Origin of the sequence: Plantimonas leprariae (assembly GCF_008802405.1) — a bacterium.
Lineage (GTDB): Bacteria > Pseudomonadota > Alphaproteobacteria > Rhizobiales > Rhizobiaceae > Plantimonas > Plantimonas leprariae.
In genome coordinates this window covers 135,477-150,697 of the sequence record NZ_VZDO01000011.1, presented here as the reverse complement: position 1 = coordinate 150,697, position 15,221 = coordinate 135,477, and the positions used below count along the sequence as shown (strand labels likewise).

At 69.0% G+C, this 15,221-nt stretch carries 14 protein-coding genes and 1 pseudogene; 6 read left to right on the top strand and 9 right to left on the bottom strand.

The window, feature by feature from the left end:
- Nucleotides 1–33 precede the first annotated feature (33 nt).
- A complete protein-coding gene (locus F6X38_RS14535) occupies nt 34–837 on the bottom strand; it encodes a MetQ/NlpA family ABC transporter substrate-binding protein (RefSeq protein WP_150970752.1) in 804 nt (267 codons plus the stop codon).
- Nucleotides 838–1,119: 282 nt separating this feature from the next.
- Between F6X38_RS14535 and F6X38_RS14530 the strand changes: the two genes are divergently transcribed.
- The 3 genes from F6X38_RS14530 (at nt 1,120) to F6X38_RS14520 (ending at nt 4,413) form a co-directional block, all read left to right on the top strand.
- On the top strand, nt 1,120–1,734 hold the full coding sequence (locus F6X38_RS14530) for a flavin reductase family protein (RefSeq protein WP_246191357.1): 615 nt from the start codon (nt 1,120–1,122) through the stop codon (nt 1,732–1,734).
- A 64-nt stretch (nt 1,735–1,798) separates the two neighbouring features.
- Nucleotides 1,799–2,974, top strand: coding sequence for an FMNH2-dependent alkanesulfonate monooxygenase (gene ssuD, locus F6X38_RS14525; protein WP_150970750.1), 1,176 nt, complete (start codon nt 1,799–1,801; stop codon nt 2,972–2,974).
- Complete coding sequence (locus F6X38_RS14520; protein ID WP_150970748.1) at nt 2,971–4,413, top strand: FAD/NAD(P)-binding protein; 1,443 nt, start codon at nt 2,971–2,973, stop codon at nt 4,411–4,413. The genes ssuD and F6X38_RS14520 overlap by 4 nt, the downstream gene beginning before the upstream one ends.
- Nucleotides 4,414–4,665: 252 nt before the next feature.
- Here F6X38_RS14520 and F6X38_RS14515 read toward each other — a convergent pair whose 3' ends face one another.
- Both F6X38_RS14515 and F6X38_RS14510 read right to left on the bottom strand, forming a co-directional pair.
- Complete coding sequence (locus F6X38_RS14515) at nt 4,666–5,913, bottom strand: MFS transporter (protein ID WP_246191356.1); 1,248 nt, start codon at nt 5,911–5,913, stop codon at nt 4,666–4,668.
- Between the two features lie 111 nt (nt 5,914–6,024).
- Nucleotides 6,025–6,501 (bottom strand): SLOG cluster 4 domain-containing protein, encoded by a 477-nt coding sequence (locus F6X38_RS14510; protein ID WP_150970827.1) that lies wholly within the window; start codon nt 6,499–6,501, stop codon nt 6,025–6,027.
- A gap of 267 nt (nt 6,502–6,768) precedes the next feature.
- On the opposite strand from F6X38_RS14510, the gene F6X38_RS14505 reads away from it, so the two are divergent.
- Nucleotides 6,769–7,134, top strand: coding sequence for an ArsR/SmtB family transcription factor (locus F6X38_RS14505; RefSeq protein ID WP_150970746.1), 366 nt, complete (start codon nt 6,769–6,771; stop codon nt 7,132–7,134).
- Entirely contained in the window at nt 7,131–7,664 is a 534-nt protein-coding gene (locus F6X38_RS14500) for an SRPBCC family protein (protein ID WP_150970744.1), read from the top strand. The genes F6X38_RS14505 and F6X38_RS14500 overlap by 4 nt, the downstream gene beginning before the upstream one ends.
- 467 nt (nt 7,665–8,131) lie before the next feature.
- Here the strand turns inward: F6X38_RS14500 and modA are convergent, their stop codons facing one another.
- From modA to F6X38_RS14480, 4 genes are read right to left on the bottom strand one after another with little or no spacing between them, the layout of a single operon-like run.
- A complete protein-coding gene (modA, locus tag F6X38_RS14495; RefSeq protein ID WP_150970742.1) occupies nt 8,132–8,884 on the bottom strand; it encodes a molybdate ABC transporter substrate-binding protein in 753 nt (250 codons plus the stop codon).
- A complete protein-coding gene (locus tag F6X38_RS14490; RefSeq protein WP_150970740.1) occupies nt 8,881–9,675 on the bottom strand; it encodes an ABC transporter ATP-binding protein in 795 nt (264 codons plus the stop codon). The genes modA and F6X38_RS14490 overlap by 4 nt, the downstream gene beginning before the upstream one ends.
- The gene (locus tag F6X38_RS14485; RefSeq protein ID WP_281353067.1) at nt 9,668–10,723 is read right to left on the bottom strand and encodes a FecCD family ABC transporter permease; all 1,056 of its coding nucleotides are present in this window, start codon (nt 10,721–10,723) and stop codon (nt 9,668–9,670) included. Before F6X38_RS14485 ends, F6X38_RS14490 begins: the two co-directional genes overlap by 8 nt.
- A complete protein-coding gene (locus tag F6X38_RS14480; RefSeq protein WP_150970738.1) occupies nt 10,720–11,781 on the bottom strand; it encodes an ABC transporter substrate-binding protein in 1,062 nt (353 codons plus the stop codon). The genes F6X38_RS14485 and F6X38_RS14480 overlap by 4 nt, the downstream gene beginning before the upstream one ends.
- Here F6X38_RS14480 and F6X38_RS23925 point away from each other — a divergent pair.
- Nucleotides 11,780–12,325, top strand: a pseudogene (locus tag F6X38_RS23925) (class I SAM-dependent methyltransferase); the annotation flags it as partial. The gene F6X38_RS14480 and the pseudogene F6X38_RS23925 overlap by 2 nt on opposite strands.
- A 414-nt stretch (nt 12,326–12,739) precedes the next feature.
- On the opposite strand, the gene F6X38_RS14470 reads toward F6X38_RS23925, so the two are convergent.
- Together F6X38_RS14470 and F6X38_RS14465 are read right to left on the bottom strand one after the other, a co-directional pair.
- Complete coding sequence (locus F6X38_RS14470; protein WP_150970737.1) at nt 12,740–14,116, bottom strand: aldehyde dehydrogenase; 1,377 nt, start codon at nt 14,114–14,116, stop codon at nt 12,740–12,742.
- 13 nt (nt 14,117–14,129) lie between these two features.
- Complete coding sequence (locus tag F6X38_RS14465; RefSeq protein WP_150970735.1) at nt 14,130–15,194, bottom strand: NAD(P)-dependent alcohol dehydrogenase; 1,065 nt, start codon at nt 15,192–15,194, stop codon at nt 14,130–14,132.
- Between the last annotated feature and the right edge of the window lie 27 nt (nt 15,195–15,221).

The following is a 15,221-nucleotide window of genomic DNA, read 5'->3' as shown; positions in this document are numbered from 1 at the left end:
CGAGCTTTCCCGTTTCCCGTGCTGGCCGGACGCTCAATTCGTCCAGGCGATCGTGTAGAGCTTGTCGTTGTTGGCGAAGGCCTTGGCGATCGTCTCGCGCACGCTCAGTGAGGTCTGATAGATCTGCACGAACTTCGCGATGTCGGGATCCGCCACCCGGTCCTTCTTCACCACGAAGAGGATCGCGAACTGCTTGTCGTCGATGCCGGAATAGATGAGGCCGCTGCCCGGATCGAAGGCTTTCGCCGCGACGATGAAGTGCGGATAGCCGAGCGCGAGGTCGACGTCGCCGGTGACGCGCACGAGCTGCGGCCCCTCGACCTCGGTGAACGACAGGTTCTTCGGGTTGTCGACGATGTCATCCAAGGTGCCGTGGAAGCCGACCCCGTCCTTCAGCGTGATCAGACCCGCCTTCTGCAGCAGCAGCAGGCCGCGCCCCTGGTTCACCGGATCGTTGGCGATCGCCACCGTCCCGTTTTGCGGGATCTCGTCGAAGGATTTGTGCTTCAGCGAGTAGAGGCCGATATTGGCAAGGGTCCCCGTGCCGGCCGAGGCGAAGTCGTAGCCGCGCTCCTTGATCGCGTTGTCGAGGAAAGGCCGGTGCTGGAAGTAGTTGACGTCGATGTCGCCGTTGTCCAAAGCGACGTTCGGCGTCGTCCAGTCGCTGAATTCCACCACCTCGACGTCGAGGCCCTGCGACTTGGCCTCCTCGGCGGCGGCCGCGACGGAGTCCGCATAGGCGCCGGGCGTCACGCCGATCTTCAGCGACGCGGCCGGCGAGGGAGAGGCGACCGCCAGGAGGGCGGCGACGGTCGCGGCGAGGATACGGGCGGTCATGGCAACCTGCGTCGGTTGGGGGTGCTACGGGAGCGGACCCTCGCAACATGCCGGCGAATAAATCCAGTCGGAAAGTAGATTATCGCGTTTCCTTGCCCGGAACGAGATTCGTTTGCTCTTACGGCCTGGGTTCCCAACACGGCGGCTCGATACGACGCCGCGTTCTCGACGGTTTCGAGCCCCCGAATTCCCAAAGACAAACCGACGGAACACCGTACGCAGGCGAAACGGCCGTTCGAAATTGTCTATAACATTGGTATATCTTTCTTCGGCGCGGCGGGGATGCCGGCGTACGCTGCGTCCGGCACGGGATCGAACGGTCTGGTCAACAAGGAAGACGGCATGAACCTGATGGTGCCGAAATTCGACGGACGGAAGCTCCTTCCTGCCGGCGCAGCGGCGGATGTCCGACACGAGAAGGGATTGAAGCAGGCGATGCGCCACCTCGTCGGCAGCGTCTCGGTCGTCACGGCAGGCGTTGGCGAGTCTCGCACCGGGGCGACCGTGACCACGGCGCATTCGCTGGCCGTCGACCCGGAAACGATGGTGGTCTCGATCAACCTGTCGTCTTCGACCTGGCCGATCATCCGCCGTTTCGGCCATTACTGCGTCAACCTGCTCGCCGCTGACCAGCAGGCCGTGGCGGACCTCTTCGCCGGGCGCGGCGGCGTCAAGGGCGCCGACAGGTATCTCGGCGCCGACTGGACCACGCTGGAAACCGGCGCGGGCGTCCTCGTCGGGGCGCTGGCTTCGATCGACTGCGAGGTCGAGCACATCGTCGAGCGGCACAGCCACGCGCTGGTCTTCGGCGCAGTCAAGGCGGTGGCGACGGCGGAAGGCATGGATGCCCTCGTCTACAGCCACGGACGCTATGGAAGGTTCGCTCATCCGGATTGACGCCGTTTGCGGCCGATCCCGCCGTCGCGATCCAACCCTCTCGCTCCATTCGAGACCGAAGCCGATGTCCACCGACGCCCCTGACCGGATCAACGTCCTCTGGTTCCTGCCGACGCACGGCGACAGCCGCTATCTCGGGACCAGCGAGGGCGGCCGCGCTGTGGACCTGCCGTATCTGCGCCAGATCGCGCAGGCCGCCGACGGGCTCGGCTACTACGGCGCGCTCCTGCCGACGGGCCGTTCCTGCGAGGACTCCTGGGTGGTGGCGAGCGCTCTCGCGCCGATGACGGAACGGCTGCGCTTCCTTGTGGCGGTGCGGCCCGGCCTCCAGTCGCCGACGCTCGCGGCGCGGATGACTGCGACGCTCGACCGCATCTCGGGCGGAAGGCTCCTGATCAACGTCGTCACCGGCGGCGATCCGGCCGAGAACCGGGGCGACGGCATTCATCTCAGCCACGCCGAGCGCTACGAGGTGACGCGCGAGTTCCTCGCCATCTACAAACGAGTCCTTGCCGGTGAAACCGTCGAGCACAAGGGCAAGCATTTCCACATCGACGACGGCCGCCTGCTCTTCCCGCCCGTCCAGCAGCCCTACCCGCCGCTCTACTTCGGCGGCTCGTCGCCGGAAGCGAACGAGGTCGCGGCGGCCGAAATCGACAAGTACCTGACTTGGGGCGAGCCGCCGGCACTCGTGGCGGAAAAACTTGCCACGGTTCGTGCTCTTGCGGAAAGTCGAGGCCGCAAGCTCTCCTTCGGTATCCGCCTCCACGTCATCGTGCGCGAAACCAACGCGAAGGCATGGGAAGCGGCGGACGAATTGATCTCGCGCCTCGACGACGCGACGATCGCCGAGGCGCAGAAGGTGTTCGCCCGGATGGACTCGGTCGGCCAGTCGCGCATGAGCGCGCTGCACGGCGGGCGGCGCGACCGGCTGGAAGTCTCGCCGAACCTTTGGGCTGGCGTCGGCCTGGTGCGCGGCGGGGCGGGAACGGCTCTCGTCGGCGACCCGGACACCGTGGCGGAGCGGATCGACGAATACCGCCGGCTCGGCATCGACACGTTCATCATGTCCGGCTACCCGCATCTCGAAGAGGCCTACCGCTTCGGCGAGCTCGTGCTGCCGCGCCTGCCGCTCGCCCACGCTCTGCCCGCCCGGGGATCGACGGCGAACATGGGCCCCTTCGGCGAGTCCATCGCCGGCGACCGGCGGCCGAAACAGAAGCTCGCCGGCCAGTCGTGACCGACGGGCTGCGGCGACCGCTCGTCGTGGTTCTCGGCGGTGGCTTCACCGGCGCGGCGGTCGCCTACCATCTGGTGCGGCGCATCGGACGGGATGCCGCCAGAATCATGGTGATCGAGCCACGCGAAACGCTCGGCGCCGGGCTCGCCTACTCGACGCCCGAGCCGGCGCACCGGATCAACGTGCCGGCGGCGAAGATGAGCCTCGACTCGGCCGAGCCCGAGCAGTTCGCCCGCTGGCTCGAAGCCGCGAACCTGCCCGACGACGACCCGGCCGCGTTCGAGGCGCGGGGCGTCTTCCCGCAACGCCGGGTCTTCGCGCGCTACGTCGCCGCCATGCTGGCGCCGTTCCTCGCGGACGGGCGGATCGTCCACCGGCGCACCCGCGCCGAGCGCGTCGCGCGGGTCGCCGGCGGCAGGTTCGAGATCGGTCTTCGCGACGGACTGCCGGTCGCGGCGGACATCCTCGTTCTCGCGACGACGCATCCGCTGCCGGCGGTGCCGGAGCCCTTGCGTCCGATCGCGACGGCGCCCGGCTTCCTCGCAGACCCCTACGATATCGGCGCGCTCGGCCGCGTGCCTCGCGACGCGCGCGTTCTCGTGCTCGGCAACGGCCTCACCGCGGCGGACACGGTCGCCACCCTGGATCGCCTCGGCCATCGCGGTCCGATCGTCTCGCTGTCGAGGCACGGCCTGCGCTCGCGCGGCCACTCTCCGTTTCCCGTCGAGGCGTTCGGCGACTTCGCCGCCGAGCCGTCCTCGACGGCGCTTGCGCTTCTGCGGCGCATCCGACGAACGGTCGAACGGGCGGCCGAGGCAGGCGTCGGCTGGCACGCGGTGCTGGATGCCGTCCGCAACCAGGGCGGTGCCATCTGGCAGGGTTTGCCGGAAGCGCAGCAGCGCCGGCTGGTGCGCCGGCTACGCGCCTCCTGGGATGTTCACCGCTTCCGGATCGCGCCGCAGGTCGAGGCCGTCCTCGATCGGCTGACTGCGGAAGGCCGGCTCCGGACGTTCGCCGCCTCGCTCCATTCCGCCCGCGAAACGCTGGCGGGCATCGAGGTCGTCTTCCGCCAGCGCGGAGCCGCTTCGCCCCGGATCGAGACCTTCGACCGCGTGGTGAACACGACCGGGCCGGCGCATCGCGACGTGATCGCGGCGGAGCCGGCGCGCAGCCTCCATGCGGCGGGCCTCCTGCGTCTCGACGCGGTCGGTCTCGGGCTTGCGACGGCGGAGGACGGTCGGGCCATCGATCTCGACGGCCGACTGGTGCCGAACCTTTTCGTCGCCGGTCCCCTCGCCCGCGGCACGTTCGGCGAGCTGATGGGGCTGCTCGAAGTCACCCGCTATGCCGAGTTCGTTGCGGCGCAAATCGCAGCCGCCACCTTAAGGCTCGCAACCAAAGCGGAAAGAAGCGACGGCGAATTTGCCCGGTCGGGCTGACGGCGCAACTGCTACACCGCGGAACCGAAGAATTCGAAGCCTTGCGGCACACCATCGCTGCCGCTGTGGACGCAACTTTTGCTCCCGGACAGATGGCTTCATGAATGGCACCTGCAGATCTTCTGGCTGGCGCCCGGGTTTCGAGGTGCGTTGACCGACGCAATCCGCCGCATTCTGCACTGATCGGACGTCGAATTCCCTCGCTGGCGCATGCTCGTCGGCAAGCCGAGGCTGATGGAGTAGACGCCATGGTCACCGTGGTTCGGGTGGCCGGGAAGCGTCGGTCGACTGTGCCGATCGCCCGATCGCAGCACCAAGCCCGAGCGAGGCGACGGCGACGAGCGGGATGCCGAGGAGCCACGGCAGCCGCGCCGCCAGCGCGTAGAGGGCGGTGCCCGCTGCGGGTCCTAGCGAGTCCTTGAGGTCGTTCGCAACCGAGGCGGCCGCCATGTAGGTGGCGCGCTGTGGCCGTGGCGCGAGCGCGCTGACCGCAGTCGGCACCAGCGGTCCCGTCAGCATCTGGGCGATCGCGAACAGGGTCACGGCACCGATCAGCGCCGACTCCGAAGGCGACGCGGCCAAAAGCGCGAAGCCGACGACGGACGCGCCGCCGGCGCCTGCCGTCAGCCACCTGGCGGACCGCGTCTCGCCGACCCGGCTGACGAGCATCTGCAGGACGACCGTCAGGGCGGCGGCGTAGGCGAACAGCGCGCCGACGCCGGACGGCGTCAGCGTCCCGGCATCGTGCGCGTAGAGCGGGATCACGGCCTCGAGCCAACTGACCGAGACCTCGAACAAGACGATCCAGAACAGCAGCCTCGCCAACCGGCCGTCCCGGAAGGCCGGCAGCAGGGCCGACAGCCCCTCCTCTTCATCCTCGTCGGCGTCGCGACCACCGTCGCTCGCCCCGTGGCCGGTCCCGATGGTTTCGGTCAGGAAGAGCAGCATCATCGCGCCGCCGACGAGCAACATCCCGCCCGCGGCGAGGAAGACCGCGCCGAGCGAGGCGAGCGCGAGAAGCGCGCCGGTCGCCGGACCGAGCACCTGCCCCCCGCTGGACGCCACGCGCGCCAGCGCGAACCAGCGGCGGTGGGCTTCCGGCGGCGTCGCGTCGGCGATGACGGTCAGGATCGTCGGGTGGAGGACGGACTCGCAAAGGCCGGTCAGGAGCAGGAGAACGGCCGTCAGAACGACGCCGTGCGCGAGGAACAGTGCCGCGATGCCGCTTCCCACCCCGAGCGCGGAGACGATCAGCACAGGCCGCCGCCCGACCCGGTCCGCGATGCCGCCGATCAGCGGCGCCGCGACGAGCTCGCCAGCCGCGTAGCATCCGAACAGGAGGCCGATCGCCCCGACGGGAATGCCAGCCTCGCCCTCCGCCCAGAGCGGAAAGAAGGGCACGAGCGCACCGTCGGCGAAGCCCGCGCAGAGGAACAGGAGAAGGCCGAGCAAGGCCGGGCGCGGCGCGGTGCGCCAAAAGGAAACAAGCTGATCGAACACGAACCGCAACCTCGCGCGTGGCGAGCCCCGCCCATGGTCGGGAGCTCGGCGACTGCGCGTTGGTTGACGTAAACGCTTACGGACGCGTGGAGGCGACGCGGTCCCGATGCATCATTCGACGATGTGACGCAAGAGCGTCCGCAGGTCCTTGCCGGTCGACCAGCCCTGGATCGGAGCGAGCTTGCGCTCGTCGGGCGGGTTGTCGATCAAACGATCCGACCATCCTCCACAGCCGAGAAGCGGGAACAGCGGCCGCCGGTGCAGCCAGGCAAGGCACACTTCCGAGATGGTGCCCGCCCTGCCGCCGATCACCAGGCAGGCGTCGCCCGCCAGCGCCATCATCAGGTTGCGCGCGTCGCCCATGCCGCACGGGATGAGGACGGTGCAAGGCCAGTCGGCCGTCGTGATCTCGTCCGTCGGGACGATCGAGACGACTTGGCCCCCAGCGGCCAGCGCGCGCTCGGCGGCGAAGCGCGTCGCCGGACTGCCGCAGCCGCTGACCGTCGTGATCCCGAGGCTCGCCAGGATCTCGCCGGCCTCCCCCGCCCGCTCGTAGGCCACGCTTCCAGGCTCCGCGCTGCCGAGCACGCTCACCTGCAAGGGGTGCAGGCGCCTTGACGGCAAGACGGTCTGCGATGGCGAGTTCTTCTGAGCCTGCGGATGATTGCTGTTCAAGGCGAGTATCCCTCTCGTTTTCCGTCCCTACTCGTAGCCGAAGGCCACGCGTCTCGCCGCAGTCTGTGCATCTCAGTGGGCATACGATCCAGGCTTCAGGCTCGGAAACGACGTGACCAGCGCTCCAAACATTCAACCGATTGGTTGACTATCACCGCGCGGGCCCATACATTCAACCACATGGTTGAACTACAGGCTACTCCACTCGATGCCGTCTTCCACGCCCTCGGCGATCCCACTCGCCGGCAGATGTTGCGCGAGCTCGCCGGTCGCGAACGAACCGTCAGCCAGCTCGCCGAGCCGTTCGCGATGTCGCTCGCCGCCGCCTCCAAACACGTCAAGGCGCTGGAGGCCGCCGGCCTGATTCGCCGCGAGGTGCGCGGCCGGACGCATCTCTGCCGCCTCGATCCCGGACCGCTCGCGAGCGCCGCTGAGTGGCTGAACTTCTACGAACGCTTCTGGACCGGGCGTCTCGATGCCCTCGAACGGATCCTCCGCGAGGAGGACGCAGCCCGAACCCCGACCAGCCAAGGAGACAAGGAATGAGCGAGCTTGCAACTATGGAACGCTACGGCGAACTGATCGAACCCGCCACACTGCGGATCCAGCGCCTCCTGCCGGGCCCGATCGATCGCGTCTGGTCCTACCTCACGCAGAGCGAGTTGCGCCGCCAGTGGTTCGCGGCCGGCGATATGACGATGGAGGTCGGCAGCCCGGTCGAGCTCGTCTGGCGCAACGACGAACTGACCGATCCGCCCGGCCAGCGCCCCGCCGGATCGTCGGCGGAAAACCGGATGCAGACCCGGATTACCGAGCTCGATCCGCCGCGCAAGCTCGGCATTGCCTGGGGCGAAACCGGCGCCGTTTCCTTCGAGTTGCAACCGCAGGGCGGCGAGGTGCTGCTGACGATTATCCACAGCCGCGTGCCGGATCGCGCGCGCCTGATGAACTTCGCCCCCGGTTGGCACGTCCATCTCGATATTCTCGAAGCGCTGCTGACGGGCGGTCGGGCGAAGCCGTTCTGGGACGAGATCCACCGCCTCAAGGGTGAGTACGAACGGCGCCTGCCGGCCTGACGTACCCGCTTCGAAGCCTCGCGCACTTCGCGGCGGGCGGGGCTTCAGCCCTCACAAGACTTGACGCCGCGCGGATCGCTACCGACCGGCAGGTGAGTACCACGGACATACGCGCTTGAAGACGCCGATCCGGTTGGACGAAGCGGACCCTGAAAGCAGACGGATTGCCTTCGAGCCATCTAAGCCGTCGCGCGCACCAAACGGCATTCCCTAAAGCGGACGAACAGAAACAAGCACTCCGGAGGGCTCTGCTTTCATGCAAAAGAGTTTGACTGATGACCATTGCGATCACGTGGATCTTCTTCGAGAGAGCAGCCGTCGGATAAGCTTGTTCAAGGGGGAACGTGTCGCCGTTGGGATCCTGGATCATGCCGGCGATGTCGTTGTCAGAGTGGAGACAGGGCAGGTTCGGGGTCACACTTTCGAGTCGACCCAGAGACCATAAGGGAATGGCCGTCGACTCCGGCCTATCGGTAATCGGCGAAGCCGTGGCGGTGCAATGCGTCCTTCCCGACTGCCGATAACAGCCATTCCGCGAACCGCTCCGCATCGGTCCCGGCCATCCGTCCGAGGCACAGGCCGTAGCTCGCCGCGACATCCAGACGCTTCGGGATGGCCACGACCGCGAGGCCGGGTCGAGCTTCGACGAGCCTGCCGTTGGTGCGGTAGCTGACGAACACGTCCGCCTCGCCGCCATCGATCGCCCAGGCGGCGGCTGGAACATCGGAGGCGATCGGCAGCGAGTCCCGGCCGCCCACCAGCGCCCTCGCCTTTCCGGCGAGCACGGCACCGGCGCCGGGACGCTCCCGCTCGACATTCCGAAAGAACTCGAGCGCGTAGTCGCCGGACGGATCGGCGCCGGGCGTCGACGTCCCGATGCGGATGTCCGGCCGAAGCATGATCTCGATCATGGTCTCTGCCGTCATTCCGAGCCCGGCCCGAGCGATCAGGCAGAGGCTGTTCGCAGCGAACGGGCTCGCCGGGCCGGACAGCCCGAGCCGGTGGAGGCGTTCGGGATGCGCCATGTTGGCCGACGCGAACAGGTCGAACGCCTCGCCGGACTCGATCCGCTCCCGCAGGAGCCCGGCCGGGCCGAAGGCTGCGTCGACCCGAATACCCGTCCCGGCCTCGAACGCCGCGACGATGTCGGTGAACGCCTGGCGCAGGCTCCCCGCGGCAAGGACCTTGACGGCACGCGCAGGTCTTTCGGAGATTGTCATCGTCCCGGCGGCTCCTTCGCGTCGCGGCCCGATCCCCGCCTGCGGAACACCGGGGCGGCCGCGGTCAGCGGGGCTCCCTCAGCCTCGAACCGAACGAGCCGCACCGGCAGGCCGTAGAGGGCCTCGAGGTTGCGCTCGGTCACGACGTCGTCGACGGCACCGAAGATCGGGGACTCGTCCTCCATCATCAGGAGCGCCTTGGACGCCGCCGTGATCGCGTGGTTCGGCTGGTGCGTGGTGAAGACGAGCGTCCGCCCTTGCGCCGCGAGCCGGCCGAGAAGGTCCAGCACGCGGTCCTGGTTCTTCAGGTCGAGCGCCGACGCGGGCTCGTCCAGAAGCAGGATCGCACCCTCCGACGCGAGCGCCCGCGCGATCAGGACGAGCTGGCGCTCGCCGCCGGACAGCCTGTCGAAGGAACGCCCCGCGAGGTCGGCCATGCCGACGTCGCGAAGCGCGTCGAGGGCGATCGCCTCGTCGTTGGCGGTCGGCATCCGCAGCGTCGCCACGTGCCGGGCGCGTCCCATGAGGACGATGTCCAGCGCGGAATAGGGAAAGGCGCCTGCGAAGTCCTGCGGCACGAAGCCGATCGGGCCTGCCGCCCCGACCGTTCCTTCCGTCGCCCGGACGAGGCCGGCCATGACGCGCAGCAGCGTGGACTTGCCGCGCCCGTTGGGTCCGAGGATCGCGACGACGTCGCCGCTGTCGACGCTGAGGTCGAGCCGGCGGAACTGCCAGACGCGGCCGTCGTAGGAGTGGCCCGCGCCGGCGAGCCGCAGGACTGCCTCACCCATCCCGACCGCCCGCCATCTGGCTCCGGCGCAGGAGGATCGCGAAGACGGGCGTCCCGATCAGCGCCGTCAGGATGCCAAGCGGGATCTCGGTGCCGCTGAGCGTGCGCGCCGCGTCGTCGACGACGAGAAGGAAGGTGGCGCCGAGGAGAAGCGAGGCCGGCAGCATGCGGCGATGGCCCGGACCGACGAGCATCCGGGCAACGTGGGGGACGACGAGGCCGACCCAGCCGACGATGCCGCTGACGGCGACCTGCGCCGACACGATCAGGGCGACGAGGGCCAGCACGAACCAGCGCAGCCGCGCGACGTCGAGGCCGAGCGCCGCGGCGCTCTCGTCGCCGAGCGACAGGATGTCGATCCGCCAGCGCAGCGCCAGCAGCAGCGCACCGCCGACGAGCACCGGACCTGCGACCAGCAACGCCTTCTCCATGTTCGCGGTGGCGAAGCTGCCGAGCAGCCAGAACACCATCGTCGGCAGCTTGTCCTCGGTGTCGGCGAGAAACTGGACGAGGCTGACGAGCGCGCCGAAGAAGCCGCTGACCACGACGCCTGCGAGCACGAGCGCGAGGATATTGCGGCGGGCGACGAAGCTGTTCAGCGCATAGACGAGGACGAGCGCGAGGAGGCCGAAGGCGAAGGCGCCGGCGAGAAGCCCGCCGTGCGACAGGCCGAGAAGGATCGCGAGCACGCCGCCGAACGCCGCCCCGGAGGACACGCCGACGATCTGCGGCCCGACGAGCGGGTTGCGGAACACGCCCTGGAGCGCCGCCCCGGCCAGCGCCAGCCCCGAGCCGGCGAAGAGTGCGGTCAGTACGCGCGGCAGGCGGACGTTGAAAATGACGCTGCGCTCGACCGCCGTCACCGCCGGCTCGGCGGCGAGCACCGGATCGAGGAGGATCCGGACGACACGCAGAACCGGGATGTCGATCCGGCCGAGGCCGAGCGAGAGGAGCGCCACGGCGAGGAGGAGGACGCCGAGAAGCGGCAGCGCCAACGCCGCGCGGTCCCGGCTCGCGGCATCCTCCCGCGCCGTCCGGACCGTGGTCACGGTTTCGGAGGGGCGTACGATGTCCGATAGAATTCGCGGTAGTAGTCGTCGGCTTGCCTTTGCATGTCGACGTCTTTGAAGCGGTCGGGATAGAGCGTCTTCGCCATCCAGAGCTCGCCGAGCGCCAGCGCTTCCGGCATCGGGTAGCCCCAGGCCTTGGCGTATTCCGGCATCAGCTCGATGCGTCCGTTCCGCACCGCGTCGATCGTCGCCCAGGCGGGGTCCGCCTTGATCTCGCCGACGACCGCCGGATAGCGCTCCTGCACGAAGATCACCGCCGGGTTCCAGCCGATCACGTCCTCCATGGACACCTGCTTGAAGCCGGCGATCGAGTCGGCGACGTTGCGCGCTCCCGCGCGCCGCATCATCAGACCGGTGTACTTGCCGTGGCCGTAGGTCGAGAGGTCCGGATTCGCCATGTAGACCGGAACGCGGTCCTTCTCCGCGAGCCCTGCCAGCCGGTCGGACACGAGCTTGCGGTTCTCGGTCGCCTTGGCGATCAGCGCTTCGCCCTGGGGCTTCCGGTTCAGGACGTCGGCAATCAGCCGAATGCCCTCGGCGAAGCCCGCGTCGTAGGCCGCGGGCTCGTCGGCGACCGTCGGGTTCAGCTTGCCCGCCTCGCTCGACGGGACCTTCAGGAGCGAGATCGCGACCACCGGCACGCCGACGCCCTCGATCTGCCGGATCATCTCGGGCGGGGCGTAGTTCGTCACGAACACGACGTCCGGTTCGAGCTTCAGGAGCTCCTCGACGTTCACCTTCGTCAGTCCGCCCGGCATCGGCAGGTCTGCGATTTTGGGCGCGAGGCGAACGTAGTTGGATCCGAGCTGCTTCTTCCATTCGTCGAGGACGCCGACGAGTTCGTCCATGGCATCCAACTGCACGGCGATGTTCAGCGTCTGGTGCTGGAGGATCACAGCGTGCCGCACTGTGTCGGGCACATGCACCTCGCGCCCGAGCTGGTCGGTGACGGTGCGCTCGGCGAAGGCCGAACCGCCCGTTGCGAACAGCGTGGCGATCAATATCGCCGCCAGAAGACGGAGCTTGGGCAAAAACATGATGGCAAGGCTCCGATCGTGGCGGATGTCAGGTCGTAGCGATATGTTCCGGCGGATACAACGCATCGGGGCCACATCCCGGCGGAGTCGATCCCGTCTGCGAGAGTCGGCGGAGGTCGGCCTCCGATGGCAACGGCTTCGGAGGACCAAATTTGCGTGCGCGGCCCGGGAACGGCGATCGATGAACGAACGGCAGATTGACGGCAGCGCGGGCGACGCGAACTACGGGCGGATCGGCGTCGACTACACACGTTACCGCCACCCCGAGCCGGCGATCGCCCGGCTGATCGAGGACGCGCTGGGGGATGCCCGCACTGTCCTGAACGTCGGCGCGGGTGCGGGCTCCTACGAGCCGACGAGCCGAGATGTCACCGCGGTCGAGCCATCGGCCTCGATGCGCGACCAGCGGCCGCCGCAGCTTCCCCGCGCGATCGACGCCGTCGCCGAGGCGTTGCCGTTCGCCGACGGATCCTTCGACGCGGCGATGACGACCTTCTCCGTCCACCAGTGGAAAGACCTCGACAGGGGGCTCGCCGAGTTGCGGCGCGTGACGCGCGGCCCGGTCGTGGTGATGTCCTGCGATCCGGATCTGGTCCAGCGCTTCTGGCTGAACCGCTACGCCCCGGACGTCCTCTCGACCGAGGCGCGGCGCTATCCGTCCCTCCAGCGCGTCGGCTCGCTTCTTGGCGACGAGATGGAGATCGTTCCGGTCCCGATCCCGTTCGAGTGCCGCGACGGCTTCAACGAGGCCTACTACGGGCGACCGGAACGTTTGCTCGACCCGGGAGCCCGTAGGGCCAACTCGGCCTGGAGCTTCGTCGACGAAAGGACCGCCGACGGCTATGTCCGCCACCTCGAGCGCGAGCTGGTGGACGGCGCTTGGGACGAACGCTTCGGTCCGTTCAGGCGGCAGGCGGCCTTCGACGGCTCGCTGCGGCTGGTCGTCTCGCGCCGCTGCTCAGAACGGGTAGTGCTGCTCGCCCTCGACGGTGATCCAGCGCAAGTCGGTGAACTCGGCGATCGCCGCCCGACCGCCGAACCGGCCGTAGCCGGACGCGCCGACGCCGCCGAACGGCGCCTGCGGCTCGTCGCTGACGGTCGGCCCGTTCACGTGGCAGATGCCGGAGCGCAGCCGCCGCGCCACGTCGAGGGCGCGCCGGACGTCCCGCCCGAACACCGCCGTGGCGAGGCCGTAGTCGGTGTCGTTCGCGACCCGCACCGCTGCCTCGATGCCGTCGACGCGCACGACCGCCTTCGCCGGGCCGAAGGACTCCTCGCGGTAGATCCGCATGTCGGCCGTCACCCGGTCGAGCAGCGTCGGCTGCATCGCGCGGCCCTCGCCATCGCCGCCCGCCAGCAGTTCGGCCCCCTTGTCGAGCGCGTCGGCGACGAGACCCCGCACCCGTTCGGCAGCGGCGGCGTCGACCAGGAGGCCGAGCGCGCCCGGTCCGGCGGCGGCGAGAGCCCGGACGCGCGTCGCGAGCTTGTCGATGAAAGCGTCGGCGACTGCCGCGTCGACCACGATCCGCTCGGTCGACATGCAGATCTGACCCTGGTTCAGGTAGGCGCCGAACACGGCCGCGTCGACCGCGGCGTCGAGATCGGCGTCGTCGAGGACCACCAGCGCCGCCTTGCCGCCGAGTTCGAGGAGCACCGGCTTCAGGTGCCTTGCCGCGAGTTCCGCGACGATCCGTCCGACGCGCGTCGAGCCCGTGAAGTTGACGCGGCGCACCGCGGGCGCCGCGACCAGCGCCTCGACCACCGCGGCGGCCTCGGCGGGATCGTTGGCGACGACGCCGAGGACCCCGTCCGGCAGCCCGGCTTCCGCAAGGACGGCGCCGATCAGCCGGTGCGTTTCGGGGCACGTCTCGGACGCCTTCAGGACCGCGGTGTTGCCGCAGACGAGCGGCATCGCCACGGCACGGACGCCGAGGATGACGGGGGCGTTCCACGGCGCGATGCCGAGGCAGACGCCGGCCGGCTGCCGCACGGCGAGCGACAGGCAGCCCGGCTTGTCGGACGGGACGACCTCGCCGAGGATCTGCGTCGTCATCGAGGCGGCCTCGCGCAGCATGCGAGCGGCGAGCATGACGTTGAACCCGCCCCACGCCGCCGCCGCGCCCGTCTCTTCCGTCATCAGCCGGGCGAACTCGTCCGACCGTGCCTCGATGCAGTCGGCCGCGCGGAGCAGGATCGCCCGGCGCGCGGTCGGTCCCGTTTCTGACCAGGCCGAGAACGCGCCCGCCGCAGCCTGGACCGCCTGCAATGCCCGGTCGACAGCTTCGGCGCGTTTCCCTGCGACGCTCGGTTCCGCGTCCGCTCCCGGGATGGGCATCGCCTGTCTCCCGCTAGTTCGCGACCGCCGCTTCCTTCAGCGTCGCCATGTCGATGACAAAGCGGTAGCGCACGTCGTTCTTCAGGAGGCGTTCGTAGGCCTCGTTGATGTCCTGCATCGCGATCATCTCGATGTCCGGCAGGACACCGTGCTCGGCGCAGAAGTCCATCATCTCCTGCGTTTCGGCGAGGCCGCCGATCGCCGAGCCCGCGACCGAGCGCCGGCCCATGATCAGGCTCGCGCCGGCGAGCGGCTCGACCGGCGTCAGGACGCCCACCAGCACCATCGTGCCGTCGAGCTTCAGAAGCGCCGCGTAGGGATTGAGGTCGTGCCCGACCGGCACGGTGTTCAGGAGGAAGTCGAACGAGGCCTTCGCTTGGCCCATCGCCGACTCGTCCGTGGAGATCAGCACTTCGTCGGCGCCGAGCTTCATCGCGTCCTCGCCCTTGCCCGGCGAGGTGGTGATCATCGTGACGTGCGCGCCGAACGCCTTGGCGAGCTTGACGCCCATGTGGCCGAGGCCGCCGAGGCCGATCACGCCGACGCGGGAACCCGGCCCGACCTTCCAGTGCCGGAGCGGCGAGTAGGTCGTGATGCCGGCGCAGAGCAGCGGCGCGACGGCTTTGAGGTCCATCGTCTCCGGCACCTTCACCACGAAGCGCTCCTCGACGACGATCTGATCCGAGTAGCCGCCGAAGGTGAGCGCGTCCTTGCCGCGTTCCCGGCCGTTGTAGGTGGGCGTCGGGCCTTCCTCGCAGTACTGCTCGAGATCGGCCTCGCAGGCGGCGCAGCGGCGGCACGAGTCGACGAGGCAGCCAACGCCGGCGTAGTCGCCGGCTTTCAGCTTGGTGACGGCGGCGCCGACCTCGGCGACGCGCCCGACGATCTCATGGCCGGGCACCATCGGGTAGAGCGAGTTGCTCCAGTCGTTGCGCGCCTGGTGCAGGTCGGAATGGCAGACGCCGCAGTAGAGGATCTCGATCCGGACATCGTGCTCGCCGACGTCGCGCCGCTCGAACTCGAAGGGTTTCAGCGGCTGGTCGGCGGCGGACGCGGCAAAACCCTGACAAACGAACATGGATGGACCTCGTGAGGACAGGTGGAG

What these genes read in the sequence shown, in the direction of transcription:
- F6X38_RS14535 (WP_150970752.1), bottom strand. Translation starts at nt 837, where the DNA reads ATGACCGCCCGTATCCTCGCCGCGACCGTCGCCGCCCTCCTGGCGGTC.
- F6X38_RS14530 (WP_246191357.1), top strand. Translation starts at nt 1,120, where the DNA reads ATGCCGGCGTACGCTGCGTCCGGCACGGGATCGAACGGTCTGGTCAAC.
- ssuD (WP_150970750.1), top strand. Translation starts at nt 1,799, where the DNA reads ATGTCCACCGACGCCCCTGACCGGATCAACGTCCTCTGGTTCCTGCCG.
- F6X38_RS14505 (WP_150970746.1), top strand. Translation starts at nt 6,769, where the DNA reads ATGGTTGAACTACAGGCTACTCCACTCGATGCCGTCTTCCACGCCCTC.
- F6X38_RS14500 (WP_150970744.1), top strand. Translation starts at nt 7,131, where the DNA reads ATGAGCGAGCTTGCAACTATGGAACGCTACGGCGAACTGATCGAACCC.
- modA (WP_150970742.1), bottom strand. Translation starts at nt 8,884, where the DNA reads ATGACAATCTCCGAAAGACCTGCGCGTGCCGTCAAGGTCCTTGCCGCG.
- F6X38_RS14490 (WP_150970740.1), bottom strand. Translation starts at nt 9,675, where the DNA reads ATGGGTGAGGCAGTCCTGCGGCTCGCCGGCGCGGGCCACTCCTACGAC.
- F6X38_RS14480 (WP_150970738.1), bottom strand. Translation starts at nt 11,781, where the DNA reads ATGTTTTTGCCCAAGCTCCGTCTTCTGGCGGCGATATTGATCGCCACG.
- F6X38_RS14470 (WP_150970737.1), bottom strand. Translation starts at nt 14,116, where the DNA reads ATGCCCATCCCGGGAGCGGACGCGGAACCGAGCGTCGCAGGGAAACGC.
- F6X38_RS14465 (WP_150970735.1), bottom strand. Translation starts at nt 15,194, where the DNA reads ATGTTCGTTTGTCAGGGTTTTGCCGCGTCCGCCGCCGACCAGCCGCTG.